This is a genomic window from Streptomyces pristinaespiralis, assembly GCF_001278075.1.
GTDB classification, from domain to species: domain Bacteria; phylum Actinomycetota; class Actinomycetes; order Streptomycetales; family Streptomycetaceae; genus Streptomyces; species Streptomyces pristinaespiralis.
This window is the reverse complement of sequence record NZ_CP011340.1, coordinates 1478110-1504189: the sequence shown is the minus strand read 5'-3', so window position 1 is coordinate 1504189 and position 26080 is coordinate 1478110. Positions and strand designations below refer to the sequence as shown.

General features: G+C 71.5%; 19 protein-coding genes. 7 read left to right on the top strand and 12 right to left on the bottom strand.

The features are described 5' to 3' along the window. Complete coding sequence (locus SPRI_RS06215; RefSeq protein ID WP_005309403.1) at positions 1-459, bottom strand: RICIN domain-containing protein; 459 nt, start codon at positions 457-459, stop codon at positions 1-3. 176 nt (positions 460-635) lie between these two features. Next, on the bottom strand, positions 636-1466 hold the full coding sequence (locus SPRI_RS06210) for an aldo/keto reductase (protein ID WP_005309401.1): 831 nt from the start codon (positions 1464-1466) through the stop codon (positions 636-638). A gap of 323 nt (positions 1467-1789) precedes the next feature. Between SPRI_RS06210 and SPRI_RS06205 the strand changes: the two genes are divergently transcribed. Continuing rightward, positions 1790-2566 carry a hypothetical protein gene (locus tag SPRI_RS06205; protein WP_005309399.1) on the top strand — a complete coding sequence of 259 codons (777 nt, stop codon included), beginning with the start codon at positions 1790-1792 and terminating at the stop codon, positions 2564-2566. Between the two features lie 7 nt (positions 2567-2573). Here the strand turns inward: SPRI_RS06205 and SPRI_RS06200 are convergent, their stop codons facing one another. Together SPRI_RS06200 and SPRI_RS06195 are read right to left on the bottom strand one after the other, a co-directional pair. Continuing rightward, positions 2574-4397 carry an AMP-dependent synthetase/ligase gene (locus SPRI_RS06200; protein WP_005309397.1) on the bottom strand — a complete coding sequence of 608 codons (1824 nt, stop codon included), beginning with the start codon at positions 4395-4397 and terminating at the stop codon, positions 2574-2576. A gap of 306 nt (positions 4398-4703) precedes the next feature. Continuing rightward, positions 4704-5576: a LysR family transcriptional regulator gene (locus tag SPRI_RS06195; protein ID WP_005309395.1), complete on the bottom strand. Its 873-nt coding sequence runs from the start codon at positions 5574-5576 to the stop codon at positions 4704-4706. A gap of 226 nt (positions 5577-5802) precedes the next feature. On the opposite strand from SPRI_RS06195, the gene SPRI_RS06190 reads away from it, so the two are divergent. The 6 genes from SPRI_RS06190 to SPRI_RS06165 all read left to right on the top strand — a co-directional run bounded on the left by SPRI_RS06190 (position 5803) and on the right by SPRI_RS06165 (position 15798). Next, positions 5803-6156, top strand: a complete 354-nt coding sequence (locus SPRI_RS06190) for a CU044_2847 family protein (protein ID WP_234020334.1) — start codon at positions 5803-5805, stop codon at positions 6154-6156. Between the two features lie 6 nt (positions 6157-6162). Further along, on the top strand, positions 6163-8001 hold the full coding sequence (locus SPRI_RS06185) for a VMAP-related conflict system protein (protein ID WP_078951211.1): 1839 nt from the start codon (positions 6163-6165) through the stop codon (positions 7999-8001). A 202-nt stretch (positions 8002-8203) separates the two neighbouring features. Further along, entirely contained in the window at positions 8204-9187 is a 984-nt protein-coding gene (locus tag SPRI_RS06180; RefSeq protein ID WP_005309390.1) for an AAA family ATPase, read from the top strand. 2 nt (positions 9188-9189) lie between these two features. Then, the gene (locus SPRI_RS39190) at positions 9190-14079 is read left to right on the top strand and encodes a tubulin-like doman-containing protein (RefSeq protein WP_234020333.1); all 4890 of its coding nucleotides are present in this window, start codon (positions 9190-9192) and stop codon (positions 14077-14079) included. 92 nt (positions 14080-14171) lie between these two features. Next, positions 14172-15206 carry a bile acid:sodium symporter family protein gene (locus SPRI_RS06170; protein ID WP_037776005.1) on the top strand — a complete coding sequence of 345 codons (1035 nt, stop codon included), beginning with the start codon at positions 14172-14174 and terminating at the stop codon, positions 15204-15206. Positions 15207-15396: 190 nt separating this feature from the next. Beyond that, entirely contained in the window at positions 15397-15798 is a 402-nt protein-coding gene (locus SPRI_RS06165; RefSeq protein WP_005309384.1) for a hypothetical protein, read from the top strand. 49 nt (positions 15799-15847) lie between these two features. Here the strand turns inward: SPRI_RS06165 and SPRI_RS06160 are convergent, their stop codons facing one another. The 8 genes from SPRI_RS06160 to SPRI_RS06125 form a co-directional block, all read right to left on the bottom strand. Continuing rightward, positions 15848-16609: an isocitrate lyase/PEP mutase family protein gene (locus SPRI_RS06160; RefSeq protein ID WP_005309382.1), complete on the bottom strand. Its 762-nt coding sequence runs from the start codon at positions 16607-16609 to the stop codon at positions 15848-15850. Further along, positions 16599-18164, bottom strand: coding sequence for an MFS transporter (locus SPRI_RS06155; RefSeq protein WP_005309380.1), 1566 nt, complete (start codon positions 18162-18164; stop codon positions 16599-16601). The genes SPRI_RS06160 and SPRI_RS06155 overlap by 11 nt, the downstream gene beginning before the upstream one ends. 17 nt (positions 18165-18181) lie before the next feature. Further along, positions 18182-19288, bottom strand: coding sequence for a sigma-70 family RNA polymerase sigma factor (locus tag SPRI_RS06150; protein WP_234020332.1), 1107 nt, complete (start codon positions 19286-19288; stop codon positions 18182-18184). Positions 19289-19494: 206 nt separating this feature from the next. Beyond that, a complete protein-coding gene (gene fdhD, locus SPRI_RS06145) occupies positions 19495-20334 on the bottom strand; it encodes a formate dehydrogenase accessory sulfurtransferase FdhD (protein WP_037775997.1) in 840 nt (279 codons plus the stop codon). Positions 20335-20357: 23 nt separating this feature from the next. Further along, on the bottom strand, positions 20358-21215 hold the full coding sequence (locus SPRI_RS06140; protein WP_005309374.1) for a 2Fe-2S iron-sulfur cluster-binding protein: 858 nt from the start codon (positions 21213-21215) through the stop codon (positions 20358-20360). Continuing rightward, a complete protein-coding gene (locus SPRI_RS06135) occupies positions 21212-23095 on the bottom strand; it encodes an NADH-ubiquinone oxidoreductase-F iron-sulfur binding region domain-containing protein (protein WP_053556750.1) in 1884 nt (627 codons plus the stop codon). The genes SPRI_RS06140 and SPRI_RS06135 overlap by 4 nt, the downstream gene beginning before the upstream one ends. Further along, a complete protein-coding gene (locus SPRI_RS06130; RefSeq protein ID WP_005309369.1) occupies positions 23086-25011 on the bottom strand; it encodes a molybdopterin oxidoreductase family protein in 1926 nt (641 codons plus the stop codon). The genes SPRI_RS06135 and SPRI_RS06130 overlap by 10 nt, the downstream gene beginning before the upstream one ends. Continuing rightward, positions 25008-25997 (bottom strand): 2-dehydropantoate 2-reductase, encoded by a 990-nt coding sequence (locus tag SPRI_RS06125; RefSeq protein ID WP_005309367.1) that lies wholly within the window; start codon positions 25995-25997, stop codon positions 25008-25010. The genes SPRI_RS06130 and SPRI_RS06125 overlap by 4 nt, the downstream gene beginning before the upstream one ends. Positions 25998-26080: the final 83 nt, after the last annotated feature.

Sequence of the window (26080 nt, the reverse complement as noted above, 5' to 3'; positions counted from 1 at the left end):
TCAGGAGTGCACCGGCTCCAACCGCCACCACTGGCCGGGGGAGTCGGTGTCCTCCCACTGCTGGACGTTCGCCCCGTCCTCGACCGAGCCGCCGGCCACCTCCAGCAGCAGTCCGCTGATGAAGCTGACGATCGTCACCGTGCCCGGCGAGTCGAGGTGCTGTTCGACGATCCACTCCTGGGCGCCGAAGTTGTTCGCCCTCCACTGCTGGACGTTGGCGCCGTTCTCCGTGGAGGCGTTCGCCACGTCGAGGCGTTTGCCGCCCGCCACGTTGACGAAGTGGTACAGGCCGTTGCCGCCCAGCACGGGCTCGATACGCCACTGCTGGGCGGGCGAGCCGTTCTCCTTGCCCTGCTGGACGTTGACCCCGCTGCCGCGGCGTCCCCCGAACACCTCCAGCAGCAGTCCGCTGCCGACGTTGCGCACCAGGTAGACCCCTGGCTCAAGTGGCCCGTTCACGCTCCCCGCCTCCCGTCCGGCGCCTCCGGGTGGGAGGCGGGGATCATCGTCGCACCCGCCACCGACAACGGGCCGTCATGAACGTGTCCCGCCGTTCGACAGCGAACGGCGGGCCGGTTCCCCGGCCCGCCGTCCACCGCTCCCGAAGTCTCCTCGTGCCCGCGCGCGCGGGCCGCTCAGGAGTTGACGTCCGCCGGGTCCGGACCGAGCCGCCGGCCCTCGTCCAGGGCGGTGAACGCCGCCAGGTCGTCGGCGTCGAGCTCGAAGTCGAACACGTCGATGTTCTCCTGGATCCGGGACGGGGTCACGGACTTGGGGATGACCACGTTCCCCACCTGGAGGTGCCAGCGCAGCACCACCTGGGCGGGTGTGCGGTCGTGCTTGCGGGCGACCGCGACGACCGTGGGCGCCTGGAGGAGGTCCTTGCCCTGGCCGAGCGGGGACCACGCCTCGGTGGCGATGCCGTGCTTCGCGTGGAATTCCTTGAGCTCGGACTGCTGGAGCTGCGGGTGGAGCTCGACCTGGTTCACCGCGGGGACGACGGACGTCTCGCCGATGAGACGCTCGAGGTCCTCCGTACGGAAATTGGACACGCCGATGCTCTTGGCGCGGCCGTCGGCGAGGATCTTCTCGAAGGCCTTGTACGTGTCCACGAAGGTGCCCTCGGCCGGCATCGGCCAGTGGATGAGGTACAGGTCGACGTAGTCGAGGCCGAGCTTGCCGAGCGAGGCGTCGAAGGCGCGCAGGGTCGAGTCGTACCCCTGCTCGGAGTTCCACAGCTTGGTGGTGACGAACAGCTCCTCGCGGGCGATCCCGGAGCCGGTGACGGCCTTGCCGGTGCCCGCTTCGTTCCCGTAGATGGCGGCGGTGTCGATGCTGCGGTAGCCCGCCTCCAGGGCGGTGGTGACCGTCTGCGCCGCTTCGTCGTCGGGCACCTGCCAGACACCGAAGCCGAGTTGCGGCATCGCGACGCCGTTGTTGAGGGTGATGAAGGGGACCTTGCTCACGAGCGGTCGATCCTTACGTCGTCGGTTGGGTACTCCCATGGTCAACGATCATCCCCGTGGACGCATTCCCGCCTTCGAAGTTGGCGCGATACCGCTCCGTCCTCCTCGGTCCGGACCGTTGACCGCAGCACGTCGACGCGGGACTCTCCTTCACATGCCTGAACGATGCACATCGACATGAACTCCGTTTCGATGTGCCCGGTCCAGCGGCACTCCTGACCCCCCACCCCTCAGGAAGGCAGGTCCACGCCATGGAGGACCAGGGAGGAGAGCGTGCTGCCGGCCGTTCCCGGCCACCTCTCCCGAACGGAAGGACCATCCACATGAACGCATCCCGCAGGGCGGTGCTCGGCGCGGCACTCGGCGGCGCGGTCGCGGCCGGACTGCCCGCGACCCCTGCGAGCGCCGCCTCCTGGCAACTGCGCTGGTCGCCCTCCGCGAGCCGCGACGGCCTCCGGGCCTTCGAGACGATCGAGGACGACCGCGCCGGCTCCCACCCGTCCGGCGCGCCCCACATCCGCACCGAGGGCGACAACTTCCGCTTCACCATGCACACGGTCGACCGCGACACGAGTACCGACCGGCAGCGCCAGGAGGTCACCGGCTGCCGCGACGGCGACTCCTACCTGCGCTGGACGTCCGGACAGACCTGGCGGATCACCTACTCGATGTTCCTGCCCAGCTCCCTCAAGGCGACCACCACCTTCACCCACATCATGCAGATGAAGCAGCCGGGCACCGGCACCTCGCCGATCGTCGTCCAGTCGCTGCGGCGCGTCGGCGGCGTGCAGACCATCGAGCTCAAGGTGTTCACCGGTGACGTCCTCGTGGGCCGTACCGACCTCGGGCCCCTCCACGACAGGTGGACCGACGTCGACCTCCGGATGAAGATCGGCGACGGCACGTCCGGCACCGTCCGCTGGATCCTCAAGAGCGGCGGCGCCACGGTGATCGACACGTCGAGGTCGGGCGTCGACACCTTCCTCGCCGACCGGGTGCGCCCCAAGTGGGGCATCTACCGCTCGCTCGGCGACACCTCGGGCTCCCTGCAGAACTGCCACATGCTGCTCACCCGTATGCGGGCCTACCAGCTCGTCTGAGGCCCGCTCAGCCGTAGAGGGCGTCCACCTCGGCGGAGTAGGCGTTCTCGATCGCCTTCCGCTTCAGCTTCAGCGACGGCGTCAGCAGCCCGTGCTCCTCGCTGAAGGGATGCGCCAGGATCCGGAACGTACGGATCGACTCGGACTTGGAGACCAGGGTGTTCGCGGCGACCACCGCGCGGCGGATCTCCATCTCCAGGTCCGGGTCGCGCACCATCTCGGCGGGCGGCAGCAGCGGCCTGCCCTGGATGGCCAGCCAGTGCTCGACCGCCTCCTGGTCCAGGGTCACGAGCGCCGCGATGTAGGGCCGGTCGTTGCCGACGACGATGCACTGCGCCACCAGGGGGTGCGCGCGCACCCGTTCCTCCAGGCCGGCGGGCGAGACGCTCTTGCCGCCGGAGGTCACCAGGATCTCCTTCTTCCGCCCGGTGATGGTCAGATAGCCGTCCTCGTCGAGCGCGCCCAGGTCGCCGGTGGCGAGCCAGCCGTCGTGCAGCACGGCGTCGGTGGCCTTCGGGTCGCCCAGGTACCCCTGGAAGATGTTCCCCCCGTGCAGCCACACCTCGCCGTCCTCCGCGATGTGCACGGTCGTACCGGGGATGGGCAGGCCCACGGTGCCGTAACGGGTGCGCTCCGGCGGGTTCGCGGTGGCGGCGGCCGTCGACTCGGTGAGCCCGTAGCCCTCGAAGATCGTGACCCCCGCACCCTCGAAGAACAGACCGAGCCGCCGGTCCATGCCGGAGCCGCCGGACATCGCGTGGCGCACCCGGCCGCCCATCGCGTCGCGGACCTTCCCGTACACCAGCTTCTCGAAGAGCTGATGCTGCATCCGCAGACCGGCCGAGGGGCCCGGGCCGAGCCCGAAGGCCCGGTGCTCCAGAGCCTCCGCGTACTTCACGGCCACCTCGACCGCCTTGTCGAAGGCCCCCGCCTTGCCGGCGCTCTCCGCCTTGCGGCGGGCGGCGTTGAAGACCTTCTCGAAGATGTACGGGACGGCCAGGATGAACGAGGGCCGGAAGGCGGCCAGGTCGGGCAGCAGCGCGCTCGCCTGGAGCACCGGCTGGTGGCCCAGTTTGACCCGCCCGCGGATCGCGGCCACCTCGACCATCCGGCCGAAGACGTGCGACAGCGGCAGGAACAGCAGGGTGGAGGCCTCGTCGCCCGCCTTGGAGTGGAACACCGGCTCCCACCGGCCGATCATCGTGTCCGCCTCGAACATGAAGTTCGAGTGGGTGATCACGCAGCCCTTGGGACGGCCCGTGGTGCCCGACGTGTAGATGATCGTCGCCACCGAGTCGGGCGTCACCGCACGCCGGTGCCGGTGCACCACGTCGTCGTCGATGTGCGCGCCCGCCGCGACCAGTTCCTCCACCGCGCCCGCGTCCAGCTGCCACAGCCGCTTCATCAGCGGCAGCCGGTCGATCACCGAACCGATCGTCATGGCGTGGTCCTCGTACTCGACCATGCACGCGGAGACCTCGGAGTCGTGCAGCATCCAGAAGACCTGCTCGGCGGACGACGTCGGGTACAACGGCACGGACTGGGCGCCGACGGTCCACAGCGCGAAGTCGAACAGCGTCCACTCGTAGCGCGTCCGGCACATCAGGGCGACCCGGTCGCCGAACCGGACGCCGTGCGCGAGCAGCCCCTTGGCGAGGGCCAGCACCTCGTCGCGGAACTGCGCCGACGTCACGTCCTGCCAGCGGCCCTCACTGTCCTTGCGGCCGAGCGCGACGTGGTCGGGGTCGTCGAAGGCATGGTCGAAGACCGCGTCCGCAAGTCCGCCGACCTGAGGCGCCGCGGCCAGGGGTGGGACAGTGAACTCGCGCAATGGCTGCTCCTTGTGGCGCTCCGCACAGCGCCGTGACCGTACCCCACGATTTCATCGGGCGGGAGGGTCCTCGTCCACTGTGGACAAAAGACGTAGACACAGGTCAGCGGTGGTGAGCGGGGAGCGGACGACCGCACGGGAGCGGAATACTGACCCGTCGGTAAGGAGTGCGGCCCCCAATCTCCACGGAATCTGTACGGCGTGATCACCGCCGCTCTACGGGCGGCTGTCCCGGTCCGTACCGGAGGGAACGCTTCCGTCGCGTTTGCGGTGCACCTCGGTCCTTCGCCGGGGCCGCCGCCGTGGTCAGCCGGGCACGGGACCGTGCAGCCGGTCGCCCGCCGCCAGCAGCGAGGCCGCCAGCGCCTCGGCGGCCTCCTTGGCGGCGTCCCTGCGACGACCCTGGAGAAGCACGAAGTCGACGGTGCCCAGCTCGGGCAGCCCCGCCCGGTCCGGCACCGTCACGAGCCCGGGCGGGATCAGGCCGCGGGTGTGGGCCATCACGCCCAGACCGGCGCGGGCGGCGGCCACCAGCCCGCTGAGGCTGCCGCTCGTGCAGGCGATGCGCCAGGACCGGCCCGACTGTTCGAGCACCTCCAGGGCGCGCGCCCGGGTGACGGCCGGCGGCGGGAAGAGGATCAGCGGCAACGGGCGCTCCGGATCCACCCGCAGCCCCTCGGCCGAGATCCACACCATGCGGTCCCGCCAGACCAGCTCGCCGTGGGTGGCGCCGGGGCCCCGCTTGGCGAGCACCAGGTCCAGCCGGCCCGCCTCCAGCCGCTTGTGCAGGGTGCCCGACAGCTCCACGGTGAGTTCGAGGTCCACCTCGGGATGGTCGCGGCGGAACGCCTCGAGGATCTCCGGCAGCCGGGTCAGTACGAAGTCCTCCGACGCGCCGAACCGCAGCCGCCCGCGGAGCCGGGTGCCCGTGAAGTAGGCGGCGGCGCGCTCCTGTGCCTGGAGGATCGTGCGGGCGAAGCCGAGCATGGCCTCGCCGTCCTCCGTCAGTTCCACGCTGTGGGTGTCCCGGCTGAACAGCGGACGGCCGGTGGCGTCCTCCAGCCGGCGCACATGCTGGCTGACCGTCGACTGGCGCAGCCCCAGCCGGCGCGCGGCCTGGGTGAAGTTCAGCGTCTGGGCCACGGCCAGGAAGGTGCGGAGCTGGGTGGGGTCGTACATGCGGCAGAGGCTAACCCGCCCGTCCTCGCGCGGGCCGGAAGCGTCCGCGCCCGTCCACCGGTCGCCCACCGTCCACCGGTCCTCCACCGCCCGTCGGCCGCGACGCCGGGCGGCCGGCGCCGCCCTCCCGTATCCGGCCAACCGGCCCACTCGGTCGACCTCCATGCGCCACAATCATCCGGACGACCACCTGCTCCGGTGGCCCGCTGTGTCGAGGGGGAGATCAGTGAAGGATGCCGAGATCGTCGAACTGGACCTGCCCGGCGGAGGCACGGTACTGGTCAGGGCGGGCCAGGTTCACGGCGACACGGCAGCAGAGGACTTCGACGAGGGGCCGGCCAACGTCGGGTTGCGCGAGGCATTGAGTTTCTCCGCGGTCAGCAGCACGATCCGCGGTGTCGCCGCAGAAGTCCACCGCGCGCTCGAAGCGGCGGCACCGGATGTGGCCGAGGTCGAGCTCGGTTTCGAAATGGCGCTCAAGGGCTCACGCATGGTGTGTCTGCTGGTCGACTCGGAAGCGAAGGCAACCATCCGTGTGCGTCTCGAATGGCACAAGGACGCACCCACGGCCGGGCAGTGAACGCACTTGGACGCCTTGGGATCGTTCCTCACCCTCGTAGGGCAGTTCGTCGTCCGCGTGCGCGGCGACGGTATTCGTGGCGGAACAGGGTTCCTGGCCGCGCCGGGACGTGTGCTCACCTGCGCCCATGTCGTGAGCCCGGCGGGCGCCGGCTCGGGCTCCGTCCGCACCGCCGACCGTGTCCGGGTGCAGTGGGCGGGCGGGTACTACGACGGGACGGTGCGGGCAGAGCCGGCCGAGCACCAAGGTGAGCGCCTCTGGCGCTACCCGGACCTTGCCGTGATCACGTTGCCGGAACCGCCGCGGGGCCACTCGTGGCTACCTTTGTCGGATGCCGTCCCCGCGCTCGGGAGCCGGCTCTACGCCGCGGGCTTCAGTGCCGTGTACGAACGCGGCAGTCCCCAACTGGGCGGTGCAACCGTCGAGTTCGAATCACCGCACACATATGACGGCCACGAGATGCTGAAGGTCAAGGGCGGGGAGCTGGCCCCGGGAATGTCCGGAGGGCCTTTGCTGGACCCGACGTTGGGGCGGGTCGTGGGGCTGGTCACGACAACACGCAAGGACGGCTGGGACCTGGGCGGGCTCGCGCTGCCCGCCTCCGCCGTCCGCGATCGCTTCCCCGACGTGTGGGCCGACAACCAGCACGCGGACCGGCCGGACGACCACTTGTGGGACCTGGTCACAGAGCTGCGGCACGAGTCCGCTCATCGCCGGCTGCTGTCGCACGCGGAACGCCGCGAACTGGTGGCTGCCGCCGCCGGGCTGGGCATGGACCCCAACGCGCTGTACTGGCAGGCGGTCGGCAGACTCGGTCGTGCACCGGACAAGCCTCTGGAGGACTTCACGGCGCTGGTCCGTGAATGCGCCGATGCGCAGCCCGCCCAACTGGGAGCGGTCCATCCACTGGTGCGTCTCGTCGAACTGGTCAGGGCCGAGCAGGCCCGTGGGTCCCGCGGCCACCAGGGACGGATCGACCCGGCGGGGACGACGGGGGTCCCCGACCGGATCCGGGACCTGCCCGCCGCCATCGCGTCACGGCTGGGGCAGCCCTACACACCCCCCGAGGAGACCGTCGGTTCGCAGCCGGTGCGGGGACCCCGCTACTCGTCCATCGAGGTCCGGCTGTCCCCGCTCGGGTCCAACCGGCGTCGCTACCTGCTCAGCATGTGGAAGCGCACCGACACGAGCGGCGAGTCCGTGCCTGTCCTCTGTCTCGACACCGGACTGACGTTCAGTCAGGCGCGCGACCACGTGCGCAAGATGCTGCCGCAGACGGTGGCGCAGATGCGGGAGTACGCAGAGAACCTGGTGATCGAATTCGCTCTGCCGACTCCGCTGCTGGCCAAGGCGATGGTGGACGAATGGGATCTCGGCAATGCCTGGGCCCCGCTGGGAACCATGTTCGTCGTCGTGCTGCGCGCGTCGGACCGGGCGCCGGTGACCCACGGGAACTGGGTGAGCCGGTGGAGACGCCTCCAGTCCGGGGCGCACGAGGACGTCGCGATCGTCGACTGGGTCGACTGCCACGACGACAGCGACATCGGCGAGATGTTCGCGACCCTCATGAGCACCGAGTCCCTGTCGGTCCTGGGGATCTCCTACCAGCCCGACAGCGGGACGGCGAAGCTGGCGTTGGAGGCCGCACTGTACGCGGGTGTCCCCGCCGCCATCTGGCCCCGGACCTCGTGCCCGGAACACTCCGGGGAAGGAACGAGACACCGGGGGCCGGCACCCCGCCGGGCGGCGGGCGGCCCGGCGGGATGTGCGCCGGTGACCGCTTCCAGCGCTCGGTCGCACAGCAGATGTCGGGGCAGCCGCTCTCCGACCTGCCAAGGCTGGTGAAGAAGCTGCGCATCGACGCGCGTACGAGGGGACAGGACCCCGATCACTGCGGGCGGGCCCTCACTCTGCTGTGGGACGACCCCACCCGCGCAGCCCCCGACGCCGGTGCGCCGGCCCTTGCCGGGCCCTCGGACGGAGCCACGGCGCAGCTCCCGGCGGAGCAGAGAACACCACGACGACCCGGTAAAGGAGAGCAGCGCTGGTGAGCGACTGGCGAGTCTTCCGCGGCACCGAGGTGCCGCACGACGGGATCGACACCCTCCCGGCCCCGCCCAGCTGGCGTGTCTTCGACGACGGACCCGTCGTTCCGCCGGTGGTCGGGGGCTGGAAACCGGCGGACATCGAGCGGGCCAAGCTCTACCGTGCCGACCCGGACGTGCTGGACCTCGTCAACGCGGCCCTCTATCTGAGGCGCCCCCTGCTCGTCACGGGCAAACCGGGAGTCGGGAAGTCGACTCTCGCTCTCGCGATCTCCTACGAGCTGAATCTCGGGCCCGTGCTGCGCTGGCCGGTCACCAGCCGGACCACGCTCCAGGAAGGGCTCTACAAGTACGACGCGATCAGCCGGTTGCACGACGTGAGCCTGAACAAGGGCGACGCCGACATCGACATCGGCAGGTACATCACCCTGGGCCCGCTCGGTACCGCCCTGCTGCCCTACTCCCGCCCACGCGCCCTGCTCGTCGACGAGATCGACAAGGGGGACATCGATCTGCCCAACGACCTGCTCACCGTGTTCGAGTCGGGTGACTACCAGATTCCGGAGCTCGTGAGAGCGGCCCGGAGCCGGCCGACCGTCCATGTGAGCACGGCAGACGGGGGAGCGCCGGTCCCGGTGTGCGACGGGCAGGTGCGCTGCCGGTCCTTTCCCGTCATCGTGCTCACCAGCAACGGTGAACGGGAATTCCCGCCCGCCTTCCTGCGCCGCTGCATCGTCGTCGACATCAGGCCGCCCGACCGTGAACAGCTCACCCGGATCGTTCGGGCCCGCCTCGGGGACGAGATCAGCGAGACGGCCGTGGATCTCGTCGACCGCTTCCTGGAACGCCGCAACCACGGCGACCTGGCGACGGATCAGCTGCTCAACGCGCTCTACCTGACCTTCCACGCCGCCCGCGAGGGCGGCCGGGGGCGGGAAGAACTCGCCGATCAGCTGTTGCGTCACCTGCGCGCCACATCGGCGTAGCGATGTCCGTCGACCGCCTCGTCGCCGCGCTGGACGCCGCGGACATCGGCGCCACGGCCACGGAGGTCGCCGAGGCCGTATGGCTCGCTGCCAGGATCGCCGAGGCGGCAGGCACGGTGACCGGGGACGACCTCCGGCCCGTCGGCGCCGATGCCGCCCCTCCGGCCGGCGACGCGGCCGGTCAGGGCGGCCCCGGTCCCGAACCGGTCCATGAGAGCGTGAGCGCGCCGCCCCGGCAGGAGGACCCGGCGCCGGACCCGGCGCCCGCGGACGACGCCTTCCTGTATCCGCCGGAGCCCGCGGAAGCGGACGGACCCGGCGGGCTCACGAACGCGTCGGCGGTGCGCTCACCTGCGGCCGCCGCCCTGCCCGGTGGACTGGAGCTGCTCCGCGCTCTCCGGCCGCTCAAACGCCGGGTGCCCTCGGCACGCCGCACGATTCTCGACGAGACGGCGACCGCGGACCGTATCGCCGACGAGCGTCTGGTCCTGCCGCTCCTGCTGCCCGCACCGGAGCGCTGGCTCAGTCTCCTGATCGTGGTGGACGCCGGTTCCTCCATGGCCGTGTGGCGTCCGCTGGTGGACGAACTGCGGGAGCTGTTCGAACGTCTCGGCGCTTTCCGGGACGTGCGCCTCTGGCACCTGGGACGGGGTGGCGACGGGACGCTCGGTGTCGCCGCACGAGCCGTGCCGACGGACAGCCTGCACAGCCCGCGGGAGTTGGTCGACCCGTCCGGCAGGCAGGCGGTTCTGGTCGTCAGCGACTGTGTCGACGACATCTGGTGGTCGGGCGAGGCGCACGACGTGCTCCGCCTCTGGGGGCGCACCGGGCCTCTCGCCGTCCTCCAGCCGCTGCCCCAGCGTCTGTGGCACCGGACGGGAGCCGGCCCGGTGGCCGCCCGAGTCCACTCCACCGCGCCGGGCATCCCCAACACCGGCCTGATCGCCGAGCCGTACGGTGCGACCCCCCTCACGGGACAGCAGATCGGAATGCCCGTGCCGGTGCTGGAGATCGAGCCGGACTGGCTCGCTTCGTGGGCCCGGCTGGTCACCGGCGCCGCGCACGGCGGCATCGACGCCATGGTGGCCACCACGCCGACGCGAGGACGGGACGGACCCGGCCGGCCGTGGGCCGGCGGCACGGCACTGGGGGAAGCGGGCGGAGCGACCGCCGCCGACCTGGTCGGAGCGTTCAGGTCCGCGGCTTCGCCACAGGCCTTCAGGCTCGCCGGCTATCTGGCGGCGGCGCCGCTCACACTGCCGGTCATGAGGCTGGTCCAGCACACCATGCTTCCGGGCACCAGACCCGCCCATCTCGCCGAAGTGTTCGTCAGCGGACTGATCCGGAAGCTCGGCGCCGCGGAGGAGGCCGCCCGCACGCCGTACGACTTCGTCCCCGGAGTCCGGGACGTACTGCTCGGAACGATCCGTGCGTCGGAGACCGTACGGGTGCACGAACAGGTGTCCGCCTACGTTGCCGAGTCCGCGGGACGGACCCGCGACACGACGGCCCTGCTTCCCTCGCCGCAGGGGCAGGGGGAGGAGATGCTCGACACCGCGCGACAGCCCTTCGCGGTGGTGCCCGTCGAGGTGCTGAGACGGCTCGGCGCCGGCACAGGAACCGGGAGCGCCGCGCCCGTCACCCCGCCGCCGTCAGCTCGGGAGCCGGCGCCGGAGGGTGAGCCCTGGCGGTCACCCCGGCCTGCCGAGCTGGAAGCGTCGCCGCGCGCCGGCGGGGGGACGCCGACCTTCGGCCTGGTCCATCAGCCCATGCTGTTCGTCGGCCTGGGCGGTACCGGACTGCGCATCGGGGCCGCTCTCGAACATGCCCTGCGCAGTGGCCTGTGCGGTCCCGACGGCACGAGGCTGGTCGCAGGGGGCCGTCGGCTGCCGTTCCAGTTGCCCGACTTCCTGCAGTTCGTGTACGCGGACATGAGTGAGTCGCAGATCCAGCGGCTGGCGGACGGCGTCCAGAGGAACCACCGCCCCGCTCACGCCAGTAACTCGAGGGTTCTCGAGGCGCTGCTCCCGCCCTACGACAGCTCGCCGGAAGTTGCCCGGATGCTGCGGGTCGCGCTCCACGAGGAGACCCGTCACTGGCTGCCGCCCAAGGAGCGGCAGCCGAGGGTGGCACCCCTGCGCCACGGCGCCGGGCAGTTGCCGACCGTGGGCAGGGCGTCGCTCTTCGCCGCGATGTCCAAGGGACCGGGGTCGGCGCTGGGTCAGTTGCGCCAGGCGATCGGAGCCCTCGCGAACTCGGCCGGCGACCTGCGGGAGGTGGGAGGCCGGGCCATCCGCGGGTGCGACGTGTTCGTGGCGTTCTCCGTCGCGGGCGGCACCGGCGCGGGGGTCTTCTACGACTTCCTCCACCTGATCGGTGACGAGTTCCGAAGGTCCAGGTTCCCCAATGTCAGGATCTATCCACTGGTGGTGATGCCTTCCGCGTTCCCGTCGGACGCCGGTGGCGGACGCGAGGCGGAGCTCAACGCCGCCCGAGCACTGGTCGACCTCGCACGGCTGATCGACGACCAGAACGCGCCCGCTGCGAGCGCCGACTTCGGAGACGTCCTGAGCGGGGGTTCACCGTCCGTGCGGTACCCCGGCGACGCACTTGTCAGGCTGAGCCCGTCCACGGTCCAGACCGCGATCCTCTTCGGTCGGAGCAAAGGGATGCAGCCGGACGACCTGCGGCGCTCGGTCATCGCGACGGTGACATCACTCATCGGCACCGGACTGGAGTCCCGCGGTCGGGACTTCGCCGCGGACGAGTTCCCGTCGTTCGCGGCGAACTTCGCCAACAGGAGCGTCGAGCGCGCCACGGTGTCCCGGACCGGGATCGGGCTCCGGCCCCTGTCGACCAGCCTGGCCGCTTCGCTGTCCGTCCCGGTCGGCGATCTGGCGGAGATCGTCGCGAACCGGCTGCTGGCGCAGGCCGTGCGGGCGATGGACGAGGAGGCGGGCAGGGCAGCCGACGACGGCGCCGAACGGGTGCGCGAAATGTTCGACCGCTCCGGTATCGGCCCGCTGTGGGCACGGGAGGTTCCCACCGTGCCGTCGCCGGACCTGCTGCCGAGAGGCACGAGGGCCATCGCGCGGGCGTTGCGCGACCGGCTCGGCGACATGGAGGACGCGCTCGGACGCCTGCAGCGCGATCTGGACGTGGAGGTCCCCCGACTGGCCGAGCGCTTCCGGCCGGACCTGGTCGCCCGTGAACTCATCGGCGAAGTCGGTCCGTTCCGGCTGGAGAGGCTGCTCACCGGGTTGCCGGGGCACCCGCAGCAGGTGGCGGAGCTCGGCTTCGCCGGAGTGCTCGGCAACCGTGCGCACGATCCAGCACGCGTGGAGGGCGTGGACACCGTCCGTCCGGAGATCCGGCCGATCAGACGATCGGTGGGTGGGCTCGTACCGGCCCGGTGGGGCGACCCTCAGGTGCAGAGCACCCTCGACGAGCAGGACGCCTGGTACGAGTGGCGGGGCCGGCAGAAGTGGCACCGCGGGTGGAAGGACCAGGAGTCGCGCTGGCGGCCGTCGCTGCTGCGTACCACCAGGGAGACAGGCGAGCTGGTCAAGGCGCTGCGCGGCCATGAGGAGGACGAGCGCAGGCACTTCGTCGAGCGCCGCGACGAGCTCTACCGCCAGGATCGAGTGGGCGTCCGGTACCTTCTGCCGCCGCAGTGGATGCTCGCCGCCTTCTACGACGAGGTGTTCGGCCGGCTCCTTGCTCACGAGGGCCTTCCGGAGCATCAGGACGCAGCGGGCCTGTTGGCCAGGATCATCCAGCCGCACGACTGGGTGCGTGCCCTGGAGTCGGTGCGCCGCTCGCCGCAGGCCGGCGTCCAGGAGATCAAGCAGGTCGTCGAACGGCGCGTCAAGCGACTGCTGGGCGAATCGAGCGCGTTCGACGACCGCCCGCTCCTGCCCTCGCTCGGCGTACTGCTGCAGGCCGCGGCCGGCGACGAGAACACCGCCGTCGGCCCGCACTGGCTCGACCAGCTGCGCCACGAGCTGGCAGGACTGCTGCCGGTCGGCTTCGAGCCCGACGGCACCGGTCAGCTGAAGGTTCTCGTCACCTACCCGCAGACCGCGGCGGACTCGGCCGTCGCGTCTCTCCTGGCGCGCGACGTGAGGTTGCCGTACGGGACGGTGCCGGAGTTCAGGGCCGTCGACACGGAGTCGGTCACCGTGGTGCTCTTCCGAAGCGGCATGAGCCTCACGGATGTCTCCGAGGTGCGGCAGGTGCTGCGGTTGTGGGCAGGGGCGAGGGACGCCGCAGGCGTCGACGACTTTCTGCACTGGCGCCAGCGCCTCGGTTATCGCGACGACTGGCTGGTCGGCACCGAGGAGGACCGGTGCCGGATCCTGCACCGGATCCTGTGTGCGGTGTGGAACGGCCAGGTCGACGTGGCAGGGTCGCCCGACTCGCCGGAGCAGATCCGCATCCGCCTCGCGGAGGGCGACGCCTCCACCCTGACGCTCCCGCTGGAGTCCTTGAGCCCGCGTCTGTCCAGCTGGGGGAGCCTGCTGCGGGCCTACGAGAAGTCGGCCCTGCTCGGCCAGGAGGCGTGTGAGCTCCTGATGAGGACGCAGCCCGAAGGCCTGGCGGCCACGCCGGTTCCCCCGGCGCCGCTGTTCCGCCACCTCGTGCTCGAAGTGGCGCCGCGCCAGCTCGAGCTGATCGGGGAACTCGCCGCTCAGGGCCAGGACGAGGAGTGGCTCGAGCCGCTGCACCACTTCTGGAAGCACACCCTCCCCGACGCACTCGACTTGCGTTTCCCCGACACGATGCGCGGGGCACAGCCCACTCTCCGCGCACTCGCGGGGCTTTCGGCACGGCGGGCCGCGGGGGGCGCGCACCGCGAGGCATCACCGTGGGACGATCATCATGAAATGTGATGACAGTGAGTGTGGTGTACGGGATTCCCGATCGGCCGTTCCAGGAGGAGCATGGAGAGGGCACGTCCTGAACCGAAAGCAATGTGGAGCACATGAGCCGCCGCACCCCGCGCCTGCCGTCCTGGCTGCCGATCGATCCGTACATCCTGGCGCTGCTCGGGACCGTGGCCCTCGCGGCACTCCTGCCGGCCTCCGGCCGGGCGGCCGAGGTCGCGGGCGGGGCGTCGACCGGCGCGGTGGCGCTGTTGTTCTTCCTCTACGGCGCGCGGCTGTCCACACGCGAGGCGCTCGACGGACTGCGGCACTGGCGGCTGCACGTCACCGTGCTCGCGGCCACGTTCGTGGTCTTCCCGCTGCTCGGACTGGCCGCCCGCGGGCTCCAGCCGGCCGTACTCACGCCCGAGCTCTACAGCGGACTGCTGTTCCTGTGCCTGGTGCCCTCCACGATCCAGTCGTCGATCGCCTTCACCTCGATGGCGCGGGGCAATGTGCCCGCGGCGATATGCGCGGGCTCCTTCTCCAGCCTCGCCGGCATCGTGCTCACGCCGCTGCTGGCGGCCCTGCTGCTGGGCGGCACGGCCGGTGGCTTCTCGGCCGACTCGCTGCTGCGGATCGTGCTCCAGCTGCTGGTTCCGTTCCTCGCGGGGCAGTTGCTGCGCCGCTGGGTGGCGCGGTTCCTCGTACGGCACAAGAAGGTGCTCGGGTACGTCGACCGGGGCTCGATCCTGCTCGTCGTCTACACGGCCTTCAGCGAAGGCATGACCGCCGGCGTATGGCAGCAGGTCACCCCGGTGCGGCTCGGCGCCCTGCTGGCCGTGGAAGCGGTGCTGCTGGCCGCGATGCTGACACTCACCTGGTTCGGCGCGAAGCGCCTCGGCTTCGGGCGGGCGGACCGGATCGCGATCCAGTTCGCGGGTTCCAAGAAGAGCCTCGCGGCGGGACTGCCCATGGCGACCGTGCTGTTCGGGGCGCAGGCGAGCCTCGCGGTGCTGCCGCTGATGCTCTTCCACCAGATGCAGCTGATGGTCTGCGCGGTGATCGCGAAGCGCAGGTCCCACGACCCGGACCGCACCGTGCCCGCCGTGCGCACCGGGACCCGGGCGTCCACCGCGCTGCAGACCCGATGAACGGCGTCCACCGATCTGCAGACCCGATGAACGCACGCGGGCCGATCGGCTGCGCCGACGCCTCCGAGTCGCGGCGCACGATGTCGTAGGAGGTGGCGACCTCCACGGAACCGCCCGGGCGAGACAGGTCGAGCAGCCGAGGGACGCCCCGCCCGCCCGGGTCGGGTCCTACGGCTGCGAAGATCACCAGGTGACGACGTTCGCCATACGCCCTTTCGGCGCCCGCCCCTGCACCCTCGTCGTCTGCCGTGGCTGCTGCTGCGGCGACGCACGCAAGAACCCCGGTACCGACCACGCCGGGCAGCTCGCCAGACTGCGCGACGCCGCCGCCGCGTCCGGGGGGCGGCTCGCGGTGCGGACCAGTGACTGCCTCGGGCCGTGCGGTCAGGCCAATGTCATCGTCGTGCAGCCGTCGACCGAGGGCCGCCGCCGCGGGGCGCGTGCCGCCTGGATCGGCTGGGCGCTCGACGACGACGCCACCGACGACGTGCTGGCGTGGGCGGCGGCCGGCGGGCCGGGGATCGCCGAACCGCCGGCGACGCTCACGCTCCAGATGATCCCGCCGCCGTCGGGCGCCGCCCGCATGCGGTAGCGGGGCTCGCCGCCCCGTGCCGGCGACCCGCGGGCGCCGGCGGGGCGGCTCAGGTCAGCAACTGCTGGACACTGGTGCGCAGATCGGCCATGGCCGCCCGGTAGAAGCGTGGCCCGTAGGACACGCGTGCCACGCCCAGTTCCCGGAGCGTGGCCAGGTCCAGTTCTTCACCGGTGTTGCCGTTGACCGGGCAGGGCAGTTCGGTGACGAGGGTCGCGATGTCGTCCTTCGAGCGCACGCCGATCGGGTAGACGCAGTCGGCGCCGGCCTCCCGGTAGAGCCGGCCCCGGCGGATCGCTTCCGCGACCCGGTCCGGTTCCGGCGTGCCGCTGCGGGGCAGGAAGGTGTCCACGCGGGCGTTGATCACGAGCGGCACTCCGGCCTCGTCCGCCGCGGAGCGGACCTCCGCCAGCCACTGCGCGTGCGCCCCCGCGTCGGCGAGGCCGCCCGCCCGGTGGTCGGTGTCCTCCACGTTGCAGCCGACCGCACCGATGTCCAGCAGCCGGTCCACCAGTTCACGCGGCCGCATCCCGTACCCCGCCTCGGCGTCCACCGTGACCGGGACCGGCACGGCCCTCGCGACCCGGCCGGCCGCGGCGAACATCTCCTGCCACGGGGCGCCCTCCCCGTCGGGGTGCCCGAGCATCGCCGAGACGGCGGCGCTCGCGGTGGCGACCGCGGGGAACCCGGCTTCGGCCACGACCGTCGCGCTCGCCGCGTCCCACACGTTGGGCAGGACGAGCATCTCTCCGTGGTGCAGTTCGCGGAGCCTTACGGCTCGAGTCTTCAGATTCGCCATGTCAGCGGCCATCGATATCCTCCACGTCGGTCAAGGGGCTCACAGTCCGAGCTTCGTCCAAGGGGAACGCGCAGCCTGGACATCGGCCAAGGGGCACTTCGGCCTGAGGTACGGCCAAGGGGCACCGTCCCGGCCCGGGACAGGACCAAGGGGCGCTCGCGGCCCGGGGCACGGCGCCCGTCGACCGCGGTGGCGCGGCCACGGCGGTCGGCCGTCCGCCCGGGATACCGAGTGCGACGAGCATGCCGGCGAACGCGAACACGGCCACCGCGCCCATCGCCGCCGAGAAGCCGTCACTGAACTCGGCGGCCGACCCGTAGCCCCCGACGCCCGCGAAGACGGCGACCGAGACCGCGACACCGAAGACCCCGCCGAGGATCCGAAGCATCATGAACGCGCCGGACGCCTGGCCGATCTCGTTCGGCCGCACCGACCCGACCACCGCCTTCTGCGCCGCGGGCATGGCCATGGTCAGTCCGGCACCACCGATGATCAGCGCGGGCAGCAGTTCGGGATAGCCCGTGTCGGTGTCGGCGACGACGGCGATCCAGGTCGCACCGACGGTCTGGAGCGACAGCCCGCCGACCACGAACCACCGCTCGCCGAACCGGTCGGCCCATCTGCCGGCGATCGGCGCGCAGATCATCAGCGTCGCGGTCCACGGCATGAGCCGCAGTCCGGCGCCGAGCGGCCCTTCACCGAGCACGGTCTGGAAGTACTGCGCGAGGAAGAACAGCGTGCCGTACAGCGAGGCGAACACCAGGAAGTTCGCCGGGTTGGCCGTGGCGAACGCCCGCGAACGGAAGAACCGCATCGGCAGCATCGGCGCCTTCGTACGTCGTTCCCAGAGCACGAAGGCGGCCAGCAGCGCGACACCGAGCACCAGCGCGCCCAGCACCTCCGCGCTGCTCCAGCCCGCTGCGTTCGCGCGGACAAGGGCCCAGACGATCCCGAACGCGCCCAGGGTCACGAGGACGACCCCTGGCTGGTCGAACCGGGTGTTCGGGCCGACGCTCTCCTCGACGCGCCGCGCCGTGAGCACGATCGCGATCAGACCGACCGGCAGGTTCAGCCAGAAGATCCACTGCCAGGCCAGTCCTTCGGCGACAGCGCCGCCGATGAACGGGCCGCTGAACGTCGCCAGACCCGTGATGCCCAGGTACAGTCCCATCGCCCTGCCCCGCTGCCGTGGCGGGAACGCGGCACTGATCAGCGTGAGCGACAGCGGCAGCACCATCGCGGCACCGACACCCTGCAACGCCCGGGACACGATCAGCGTGCCGATGTCCGGGGAGAGCGCGCAGGCCGCCGACGCGACCGTGAACACCGCCAGACCGGCCACGAACGTCCGGCGGCGGCCGAACCGGTCACCGAGTGCCGCTCCGGTCAGCAGCAGTACAGCGAACGTCAGGTTGTACGCGTTGACGGTCCACTCGAGCGACTCGACCGACGCACTCAGATCCTGCCGGACGGTGCTCAGCGTCGTCGTCACGACCAGGCTGTCCAGGGCCATCATGAACGACGCCAGCGAGGCGAGCCCCAGTACCCACCCCTGCTCGGACGTCATCCGCCCGCCGTCGGTGCTCACTTCTCCCCTTCCGCACGGCCGGTGCGTGGCCGGTCGGGCCGCAGCGATCGTGGAAGTCCGAAGTTCGTCAGCAGCGCGTTGTCGTGGAACCGGGTGAGCGCGGTGATCCGGTCGCCGGTCAGGGTCAGCACGAGCACCCCGTGGGCGTGCAGGATCGGCGTCCGCGGATCACGCACGTACACGCCGAAGGCCGGCTGGCCGTTCGCCCGGGTCGGGAGCAGCACGTACCGGATGCCGTCGCGCAGCGCGACCGTCGACAGGAAGCGCCGGATGGCCTCGGGGCCCTGGTACTCCAGCGGCAGCGGGGGCATCGTCAGCCACGCGTCGTCCGTCAGCAGGGTCACGATCGCGTCGACGTCACCGGCCTCGAAGGCGCGGACGAAGTCGTCCACGATCCGGCGTTCCCGGGGCGAGCCGGGCAGCGGAGCGCTCTCGCGGTCGGGACCCGGCAGTTCGTGCGCCAGCGCACCCCGTGCTCGCTTCAGCGCGCTGGTCACCGCGTTCCCGGTCGTGCCGAGGAAGTCCGCCACCTCCGCGGCCCGGAACCCCAGTACGTCCCGCAGCACCAGTACGGCGCGCTGCCGGGGCGGCAGCTGCTGGAGCGCCGCGAGGAAGGCCAGTGACACCGACTCCCTGGCCTCGTACCGCGCCTCCGGCCCGGGCACGTGGTCGGCGACCTCGTCGAGCAGCACATCGGGGTACGGCTCCAGCCAGCTCGGTTCCGCTCGGCGGCGCGACGGCTCGGGCAACGGGACCTCCGCTCGGTGGACCGCGTGGTCGTGCGGGCGGCGGGCGCCGGCCCGCAGGGCGTTGAGGCAGCGGTTGGTGGCGATCCGGTAGAGCCACGTCCGCACCGACGCGCGTTCCTCGTAGCCGCCGATCCCGCGCCAGGCCGCCAGCAACGTCTCCTGGAGCAGGTCCTCCGCGTCCTGCACCGAGCCGAGGATGCGGTAGCAGTGCACCTGCAGCTCACGCCGGTACGGCTCGACGAGCCGGCGGAACGCCTCACCGTCCCCGCTCCGCGCCCGTGCCGCCAGGTCCTCGGGCATGTGCCGGGCCCGGGCCGCGGCATCGGTTTCCCTGTCCGGCGGGATCCCTCGCATGGGGGCTCCTTCTCTCTCGGCGGTCCCTCTCGTACGGATGGGCACGTACTGGATGGACACCGCCGGAGCCGGAAAATGGTCGGCCTCCGCCGAGGAATTCGCCTGGGGTCAGGACAGCCGCCGGGCGGCCGCGCATACGGAAGGACCCGGCCGGCGCAGGGGGCGCTCCCCGCCGGCCGGGTCCGTATCCCGTGCAGCGGGGCGCGTCAGACCCCAGTGCGCAGGGCGATGCGCTCGTCGCCCGCGTACACGTTCATGTTGTTGCCGCGCAGGAAGCCGACCAGCGTCAGACCGGTCTCCGCAGCCAGGTCCACCGCCAGCGACGACGGCGCGGAGACCGCCGCGAGCACCGGAATGCCGGCCATCACCGCCTTCTGCGCCAGCTCGAACGACGCCCGCCCGGAGACCAGCAGGATCGACCGGGACAGCGGCAGCCGGTCGTCCGTCAGCGCCCGGCCGACGAGCTTGTCGACCGCGTTGTGCCGGCCGACGTCCTCACGGATGTCGAGCAGTTCACCCTCCGGCGAGAACAGCGCCGCCGCGTGCAGACCCCCGGTCCGGTCGAAGACCCGCTGCGCCGCCCGAAGCCGGTCGGGGAGGCCGGCGAGCAGAGCGGGCTCGACCCGGACCGGGGGAGTGTCGGCGATCGGGAAGTGCGCGGAGGTGCGGACGGCGTCCAGGCTGGCCTTGCCGCACAGGCCGCAGGACGACGTGGTGTAGACGTTCCGCTCGAGGGTGATGTCCGGGACCGGGACCCCGTCCGCCAGCGCCACGTCCACCACGTTGTACGTGTTGGTGCCGTCCTCCTTGGCGCCCGCGCAGTACACGATCGACCGCACCTGGGACCCGGCGTGCAGCACGCCCTCGCTGACCAGGAAACCCGCCGCGAGCGCGAAGTCGTCGCCGGGGGTGCGCATGGTGATGGCGAGCGGCTTGCCGTTCAGCCGGATCTCCAGCGGTTCCTCGGCCACCAGGGTGTCGGGACGGGACGTGACCACCCCGTCCCTGATGCGGATGGTGCGGCGGCGCTCGGTGACCCGTCCCATGGCGATCAGTCCCATTCGTTCGATCAGCGCTGCTGTACGTGTTGGTAGCCGAAGCGGCCCTTGATGCAGAGGTTGCCGTGGGTCACCGGGTTGTCGTGCGGCGAGGTGACCTTGACGATCTCATTCTCCTGCACATGCAGGGTGAGGTTGCAGCCGACGCCGCAGTACGCGCACACGGTCGTCGTCTCCGTCTGGGCCGACTCGTCCCAGGTGCCGGCCGCCCGCATGTCGAACTCCGACTTGAAGGAGAGCGCCCCGGTCGGGCACACCTCGATGCAGTTGCCGCAGTACACGCACGCCGAATCGGTCAGCGGGGCGTCGTGCTCCGTGGAGATGCGGGCGTCGAAGCCGCGCCCCGCGACGGCGATGGCGAAGGTGTTCTGCCACTGGTCACCGCAGGCGTCGACGCACTTGTAGCAGAGGATGCACTTGTCGTAGTCGCGGACGTAGAGGTCGTTGTCGATCTTCGGTTCCTCGTTGAGGCGGGCCGCGTCCGGGCCGAAGCGGTCCGGCTTGGCCTCGTACTCCTTGATCCACTCGGCGGCGCGCGGCGTCGTGGACAGGTCGGTGGACGAGGCCAGCAGCTCCAGCACGACCTTCCTGCTGTGCCGGGCGCGCTCCGTGTCGGTCAGCACCGTCATGCCGGGCTCGGCGCGGCGGGAGCACGCGGGGGCGAGGGTCCGGGCGCCCTCGACCTCCACGACGCACACCCGGCAGGCGTTCTTGGGGGTCAGTGTGTCGCCCTGGCAGAGCGTCGGGATGTCCTTGCCGGCGGCGCGGCAGGCGTCGAGGATCGTGTCGCCCTCGGGGACCCGCACCTCCTGGCCGTCGAGGGTGAACTCGACCAGCCGGCGCGGCATATGGAGGGGGATGGCGGTCATTCGTAGGCTCCCAGCCGGTCGATGGCGGATTCGACGGCGTTCCAGGCGGTCTGCCCGAGGCCGCAGATCGAGGCGTCCCGCATGGCAGCGCCGACCTCGCGCAGCAGGGCGATGTCCCCGGCCGCGTCGGCGCCCGTACGGTCCTTGATGCGGTGCAGCGCCTCCTCCTGGCGGACCGTGCCCACCCGGCAGGGCACGCACTGGCCGCAGGACTCGTCGCGGAAGAACTCCGCGATGCGCAGCAGGACGCGCGGCAGTTCGACGGTGTCGTCGAGGACGAGCACCACACCGGACCCCAGCGTCGTGCCGGCGGCGCGGGTGCCCTCGAAGGTGAGCGGGATGTCCAGCTCGTCGGGGCGTACGAAGCTGCCGGCGGCCCCGCCGAGGAGGACCGCGCGCATCCTGTCCGGCGGCCCGGCGAGCTCGATCAGCTCGCGCAGGGTCACACCGAAGGGCAGCTCGTAGATGCCGGGACGGGCGACGTTGCCGGACAGGCAGAACAGCTTGGTCTCCTCCGTCCGGCCGTTGAGGATCGGCAGGACGTTGACGAGCGTCTCCACGTTGTTCACGGCCGTCGGCTTGCCGAACAGGCCCTTCTCCACGGGGAACGGCGGCTTGGTGCGGGGCTCGCCGCGATAGCCCTCGATGGAGTTGAAGATCGCGGTCTCCTCGCCGCAGATGTAGGCGCCCGCGCCGCGCCGGATCTCGATGTCGAAGGCGTAACCCTGGCCGAGGACGTCCTCGCCGAGGAGCCCACGGGCGCGGGCGGAGGCGATGGCGTTCTCCAGGAGGCCGAGCGCGCGGGGGTACTCGCCGCGGAGATACAGGAAGCCCTGGTGGGCGCCTATGGCGTAGCCCGCGATCGTCATCGCCTCGATCAGGGCGAACGGATCGCCCTCCATCAGCACCCGGTCCTTGAAGGTGCCGGGCTCGCTCTCGTCCGCGTTGCAGACCAGGTAGTGGGGATGATCGGCCTGCGACGCCGTCGCCTGCCACTTCCGCCCGGTGGGGAACGCCGCCCCGCCGCGTCCGAGGAGCCCCGCGTCGGTGACCTCACGGATGACACCGGCGGGACCGAGGGCGAAGGCCCGCCGGAGGGCTGCGTAGCCGCCGTGGGCGCGGTAGTCGTCGAGGGAGGCAGGGTCGACGACGCCGACGCGTGCGAGCAGCGTCAGCGCCGGGTCCCCCGCCTGGGGGACGGCGGCGCCGGCCGAGGGCTCCGCGGGGGCGCGTTCCGGGTCGGTGGTGGCGGCGACGAGGGCGGTGGGCGTGGCGGGAGCGACGACGGCGGTGGCGTGCGCGGGTCGCCCCTCGCCGGGACTCCGCCCCGAGCCGCCCTGCCCGTCGAGCGCCGGCCGGGCCGGATCCCCCTCAGTGCCTTCGGCCCCGCGGGCGCTCGGGGACCGCCCCGCCCTGACCAGCAGGGCGGCCGGTGCCCGTTCGCACAGGCCCAGGCACGGGCTCGGCTGGACGGACACGTCCGGGCCGACGGCGTCGGCCGCCGACAGGGAGCCGCCGCGCGCCGCGCACGCCAGGTCGGTGCACACGTGCAGCACCTTCGCCGGCCGCGGCCGCACCGAGAACATGGAGTAGAACGTCGCCACCCCGTACGCCTCCGCCGGAGGCACCGTGAGACGCCGGCAGATGTAGTCCAGCGCCCCTTCGCTCAGCCATCCCACCCGGTCGTTGACCGCGTGCAGCGCGGGGAGCAGCAGGTCCCGGCGTTCCCTGGCCGCCGCGCCCCCGCGCGCCCAGCGCAGCTCGTCGGACGAGCGGCCGGTGCCGCCCTCCCAGCCGGTCCCCGGGGCCCCGAGCAGCGCGTCGACCGCGTCCCGTTCCTCGTCCGTCGCCTTCGCCGTGTCCGTGAACTTCAGGTCCATGCGGGCACCAGCTTCTCGATCCGGACGGCCGACGCCTTGAACTCCGCGGTGCCGGCGATCGGGCAGTTCGCCTCGATGGTCAGGGAGTTGGTGTCGACCTCGTCGGGGAAGTGCATCGTCATGAAGGCGAGCCCCGGCCGCAGCCCGGTGTCGATCCAGACCGGCGCGGTCACCGAGCCGCGCCGCGAGGAGACACGCACCTCCTCCCCGGCCCGCACCCCGTACGCGGCCGCGTCCTCCGGGCACAGCTCGATGTATTCGCCGCGCCGCAGCGGCGAGGCGAAACTGCCGCTCTGCACCCCGGTGTTGTACGAGTCGAGCCGTCGCCCGGTCGTCAGCCGCAGCGGGTACGACTCGTCGGTCAGGTCGACCGGCGGATCGTGCCGCACGAGCCCGAACTCGGCGGGTGCCCCGCGCCTGGCCGGGTCCTTCTCCCACAGCCTGCCGTGCAGGAAGCTCGACGGCAGCTCGGAGACGTCGGGGCAGGGCCACTGGAGGCCCTGGTGCTCCTCCAGCCTCTCGTACGTCATGCCGTAGTGGTCGGGGGAGAGCGAGCGCAGCTCGTTCCAGACGGCCTCTGAGTCGTCGAACTTCCAGTCGTGGCCGAGCCGTTCGGCGATGTCGCAGATGATGGCGATGTCCTCGCGGGCCTCGCCCGGCGGGACGAGCGCGGCGCGCACCCGCTGCACCCGGCGTTCGCTGTTGGTGGTGGTGCCGTCCGTCTCCGCCCAGCCCGCCGTCGCGGGCAGCACGACGTCCGCCAGCTCGGCGGTCCTGGTCAGGAAGATGTCCTGCACGACCAGGTGGTCGAGCGCCTCGAGCCGCCGTACGGCCTGCCCGCTGTCCGCCTCCGACTGGGCCGGGTTCTCACCGATGCAGTACACGGCACGGAGCTCGCCGCTCTCCATCGCCTCGAACATCTCGGTCAGCGTCTTGCCGTAGCGGGGCTGGATGGCCGCGCCCCAGGCGCGTTCGAACTTCTCGCGCGTCTCGGGGTGGAGGATGTCCTGGAAGCCGGGCAGCCGGTTGGGGATCGCCCCCATGTCGCCGCCGCCCTGCACGTTGTTCTGGCCGCGCAGCGGCTGGACGCCCGCGCCGTACCGGCCGACGTGACCGGTGAGCAGCGCGAGGTTGATCAGCGCCCGGACGTTGTCGGTGCCGTTGTGGTGTTCGGTGATGCCGAGGGTCCAGCACAGCTGGGCGCGTTCGGCGGTGGCGTAGGCGTGCGCCAGCTCCCGGATCGCGGCGGCCGGCACGCCCGTCACCTTCTCCGCGGCGCTCGGCGTCCACGGCTCGACCAGCTCCGCGTACTCCTCGAAGCGGGTCGTCGCGCGCTCCACGAAGGCGCGGTTGACGAGGCCGGCGTGGATGATCTCGCGTCCGACGGCGTGGGCGAGCGGGATGTCGGTGCCGACGTTGAGGCCGAGCCAGCCCTCCGCCCACTCGGCGGTCGAGGTGCGGCGCGGGTCGACCGCGTACATCTTCGCGCCGTTGCGTATCCCCTTCAGTACGTGCTGGAAGAAGATCGGGTGCGCGAAGCGGGCGTTGGAGCCCCACATCACGATCAGGTCGGTGTGGTCGACCTCCTCGTAGGAGGACGTGCCGCCGCCGGAGCCGAAGACCGCGGACAGGCCCGCCACACTGGGCGCGTGGCAGGTGCGGTTGCACGAGTCGACGTTGTTGGTGCCCATCACGACACGGGTGAACTTCTGTGCCACGTAGTTCATCTCGTTGGTGGCGCGGGCGCAGGAGAGCATCGCGAAGGCATCGGGCCCGTACGCCTCGCGGGTCTGCCGGAAACCGGCCGCGGCCCGTTCCAGCGCCTCGTCCCAGCTCGCCCTGCGCAACTGCCCGTCTTCGCCGCGGACCAGTGGATGGGTGAGCCTCGGATACCGCTTCTGCGGCTTCTTCTTCATGCTGCGCTCCCTGTGGAGGGGGTCGAGGTCGATGCGAGGAGGTCGGCGAGTGCGTGCACGGCGCACAGCTTCGGTACGGGGGTTCTCGTCAGGGCGGCCAGTTCGACGACGGCGGCGAGCAGCACGTCCAGTTCGAGCGGCTTGCCCTTCTCCAGGTCCTGGAGGGTGGACGTCTTGTGGTCGCCCACGCGTTCGGCGCCGGCGAGACGCCGCTCGACGGAGATCTCCGGGCGGCAGCCGACGGCGGCCGCGACCTCGAGCGTCTCGTGCATCATCGTCTCGACCAGCGCCTTCGTGTCCCGGTGGCGGCAGATCTGCGCCATCGTGGCCCGGGACAGCGCGCTGATCGGGTTGAAGGAGATGTTGCCGAGCAGCTTGATCCAGATGTCGTTGCGCAGGTCCCGTTCCACCGGGCACTTGAGGCCGCCGGCGATCATGGCGTCGCTGAACTCGACACAGCGCGGCGACACGGTCCGGTCCGGCTCGCCGATGGAGAACCGGGTGCCTTCCAGGTGCCGTACGACGCCCGGTGCCTCGAGTTCCGTGGCGGCGTAGACGACACAGCCGATGGCGCGTTCCGGCGGCAGCGTCGCGCTGACGGCGCCGCCCGGGTCGACGCTCTCGATGCGGCGGCCGGCGTAGGGCCCGGGCAGGCCGTGGAAGTACCACCACGGGATGCCGTTCTGCGCGGCGACGACCGACGTGCGTTCGTGCAGCAGCGGGTGCACCAGCGGGCCAGAGGCGGCGTAGGAGTTGGCCTTGAGGCCGAGGAAGACATGGTCGACGGGGCCGACGGAGGACGGGTCGTCGGTGGCGTTCGGCCGGGCGGTGAAATCACCACGGGGACTGAGCACACGGACGCCGTCGCGGCGCATGGCCGCGAGGTGGGCGCCGCGGGCGATGAGATGGACCTCGGCGCCGGCGCGGTGGAGCGCGGCCCCGACATACGCGCCGATGGCTCCGGCGCCGACAACTGCGACTTTCACGGGGCTCTCCGTTCGGTTGACGACCGAGCGAGGGAGGAATGCGAGGAGGGTAAGTCGACAGAATATTGTCTACAGTATGCCTT

What these genes read in the sequence shown, in the direction of transcription:
- SPRI_RS06205 (WP_005309399.1), top strand. Translation starts at nt 1,790, where the DNA reads ATGAACGCATCCCGCAGGGCGGTGCTCGGCGCGGCACTCGGCGGCGCG.
- SPRI_RS06195 (WP_005309395.1), bottom strand. Translation starts at nt 5,576, where the DNA reads ATGTACGACCCCACCCAGCTCCGCACCTTCCTGGCCGTGGCCCAGACG.
- SPRI_RS39190 (WP_234020333.1), top strand. Translation starts at nt 9,190, where the DNA reads ATGTCCGTCGACCGCCTCGTCGCCGCGCTGGACGCCGCGGACATCGGC.
- SPRI_RS06170 (WP_037776005.1), top strand. Translation starts at nt 14,172, where the DNA reads ATGAGCCGCCGCACCCCGCGCCTGCCGTCCTGGCTGCCGATCGATCCG.
- SPRI_RS06160 (WP_005309382.1), bottom strand. Translation starts at nt 16,609, where the DNA reads ATGGCCGCTGACATGGCGAATCTGAAGACTCGAGCCGTAAGGCTCCGC.
- SPRI_RS06155 (WP_005309380.1), bottom strand. Translation starts at nt 18,164, where the DNA reads ATGACGTCCGAGCAGGGGTGGGTACTGGGGCTCGCCTCGCTGGCGTCG.
- SPRI_RS06150 (WP_234020332.1), bottom strand. Translation starts at nt 19,288, where the DNA reads ATGCGAGGGATCCCGCCGGACAGGGAAACCGATGCCGCGGCCCGGGCC.
- fdhD (WP_037775997.1), bottom strand. Translation starts at nt 20,334, where the DNA reads ATGGGACGGGTCACCGAGCGCCGCCGCACCATCCGCATCAGGGACGGG.
- SPRI_RS06140 (WP_005309374.1), bottom strand. Translation starts at nt 21,215, where the DNA reads ATGACCGCCATCCCCCTCCATATGCCGCGCCGGCTGGTCGAGTTCACC.
- SPRI_RS06135 (WP_053556750.1), bottom strand. Translation starts at nt 23,095, where the DNA reads ATGGACCTGAAGTTCACGGACACGGCGAAGGCGACGGACGAGGAACGG.
- SPRI_RS06130 (WP_005309369.1), bottom strand. Translation starts at nt 25,011, where the DNA reads ATGAAGAAGAAGCCGCAGAAGCGGTATCCGAGGCTCACCCATCCACTG.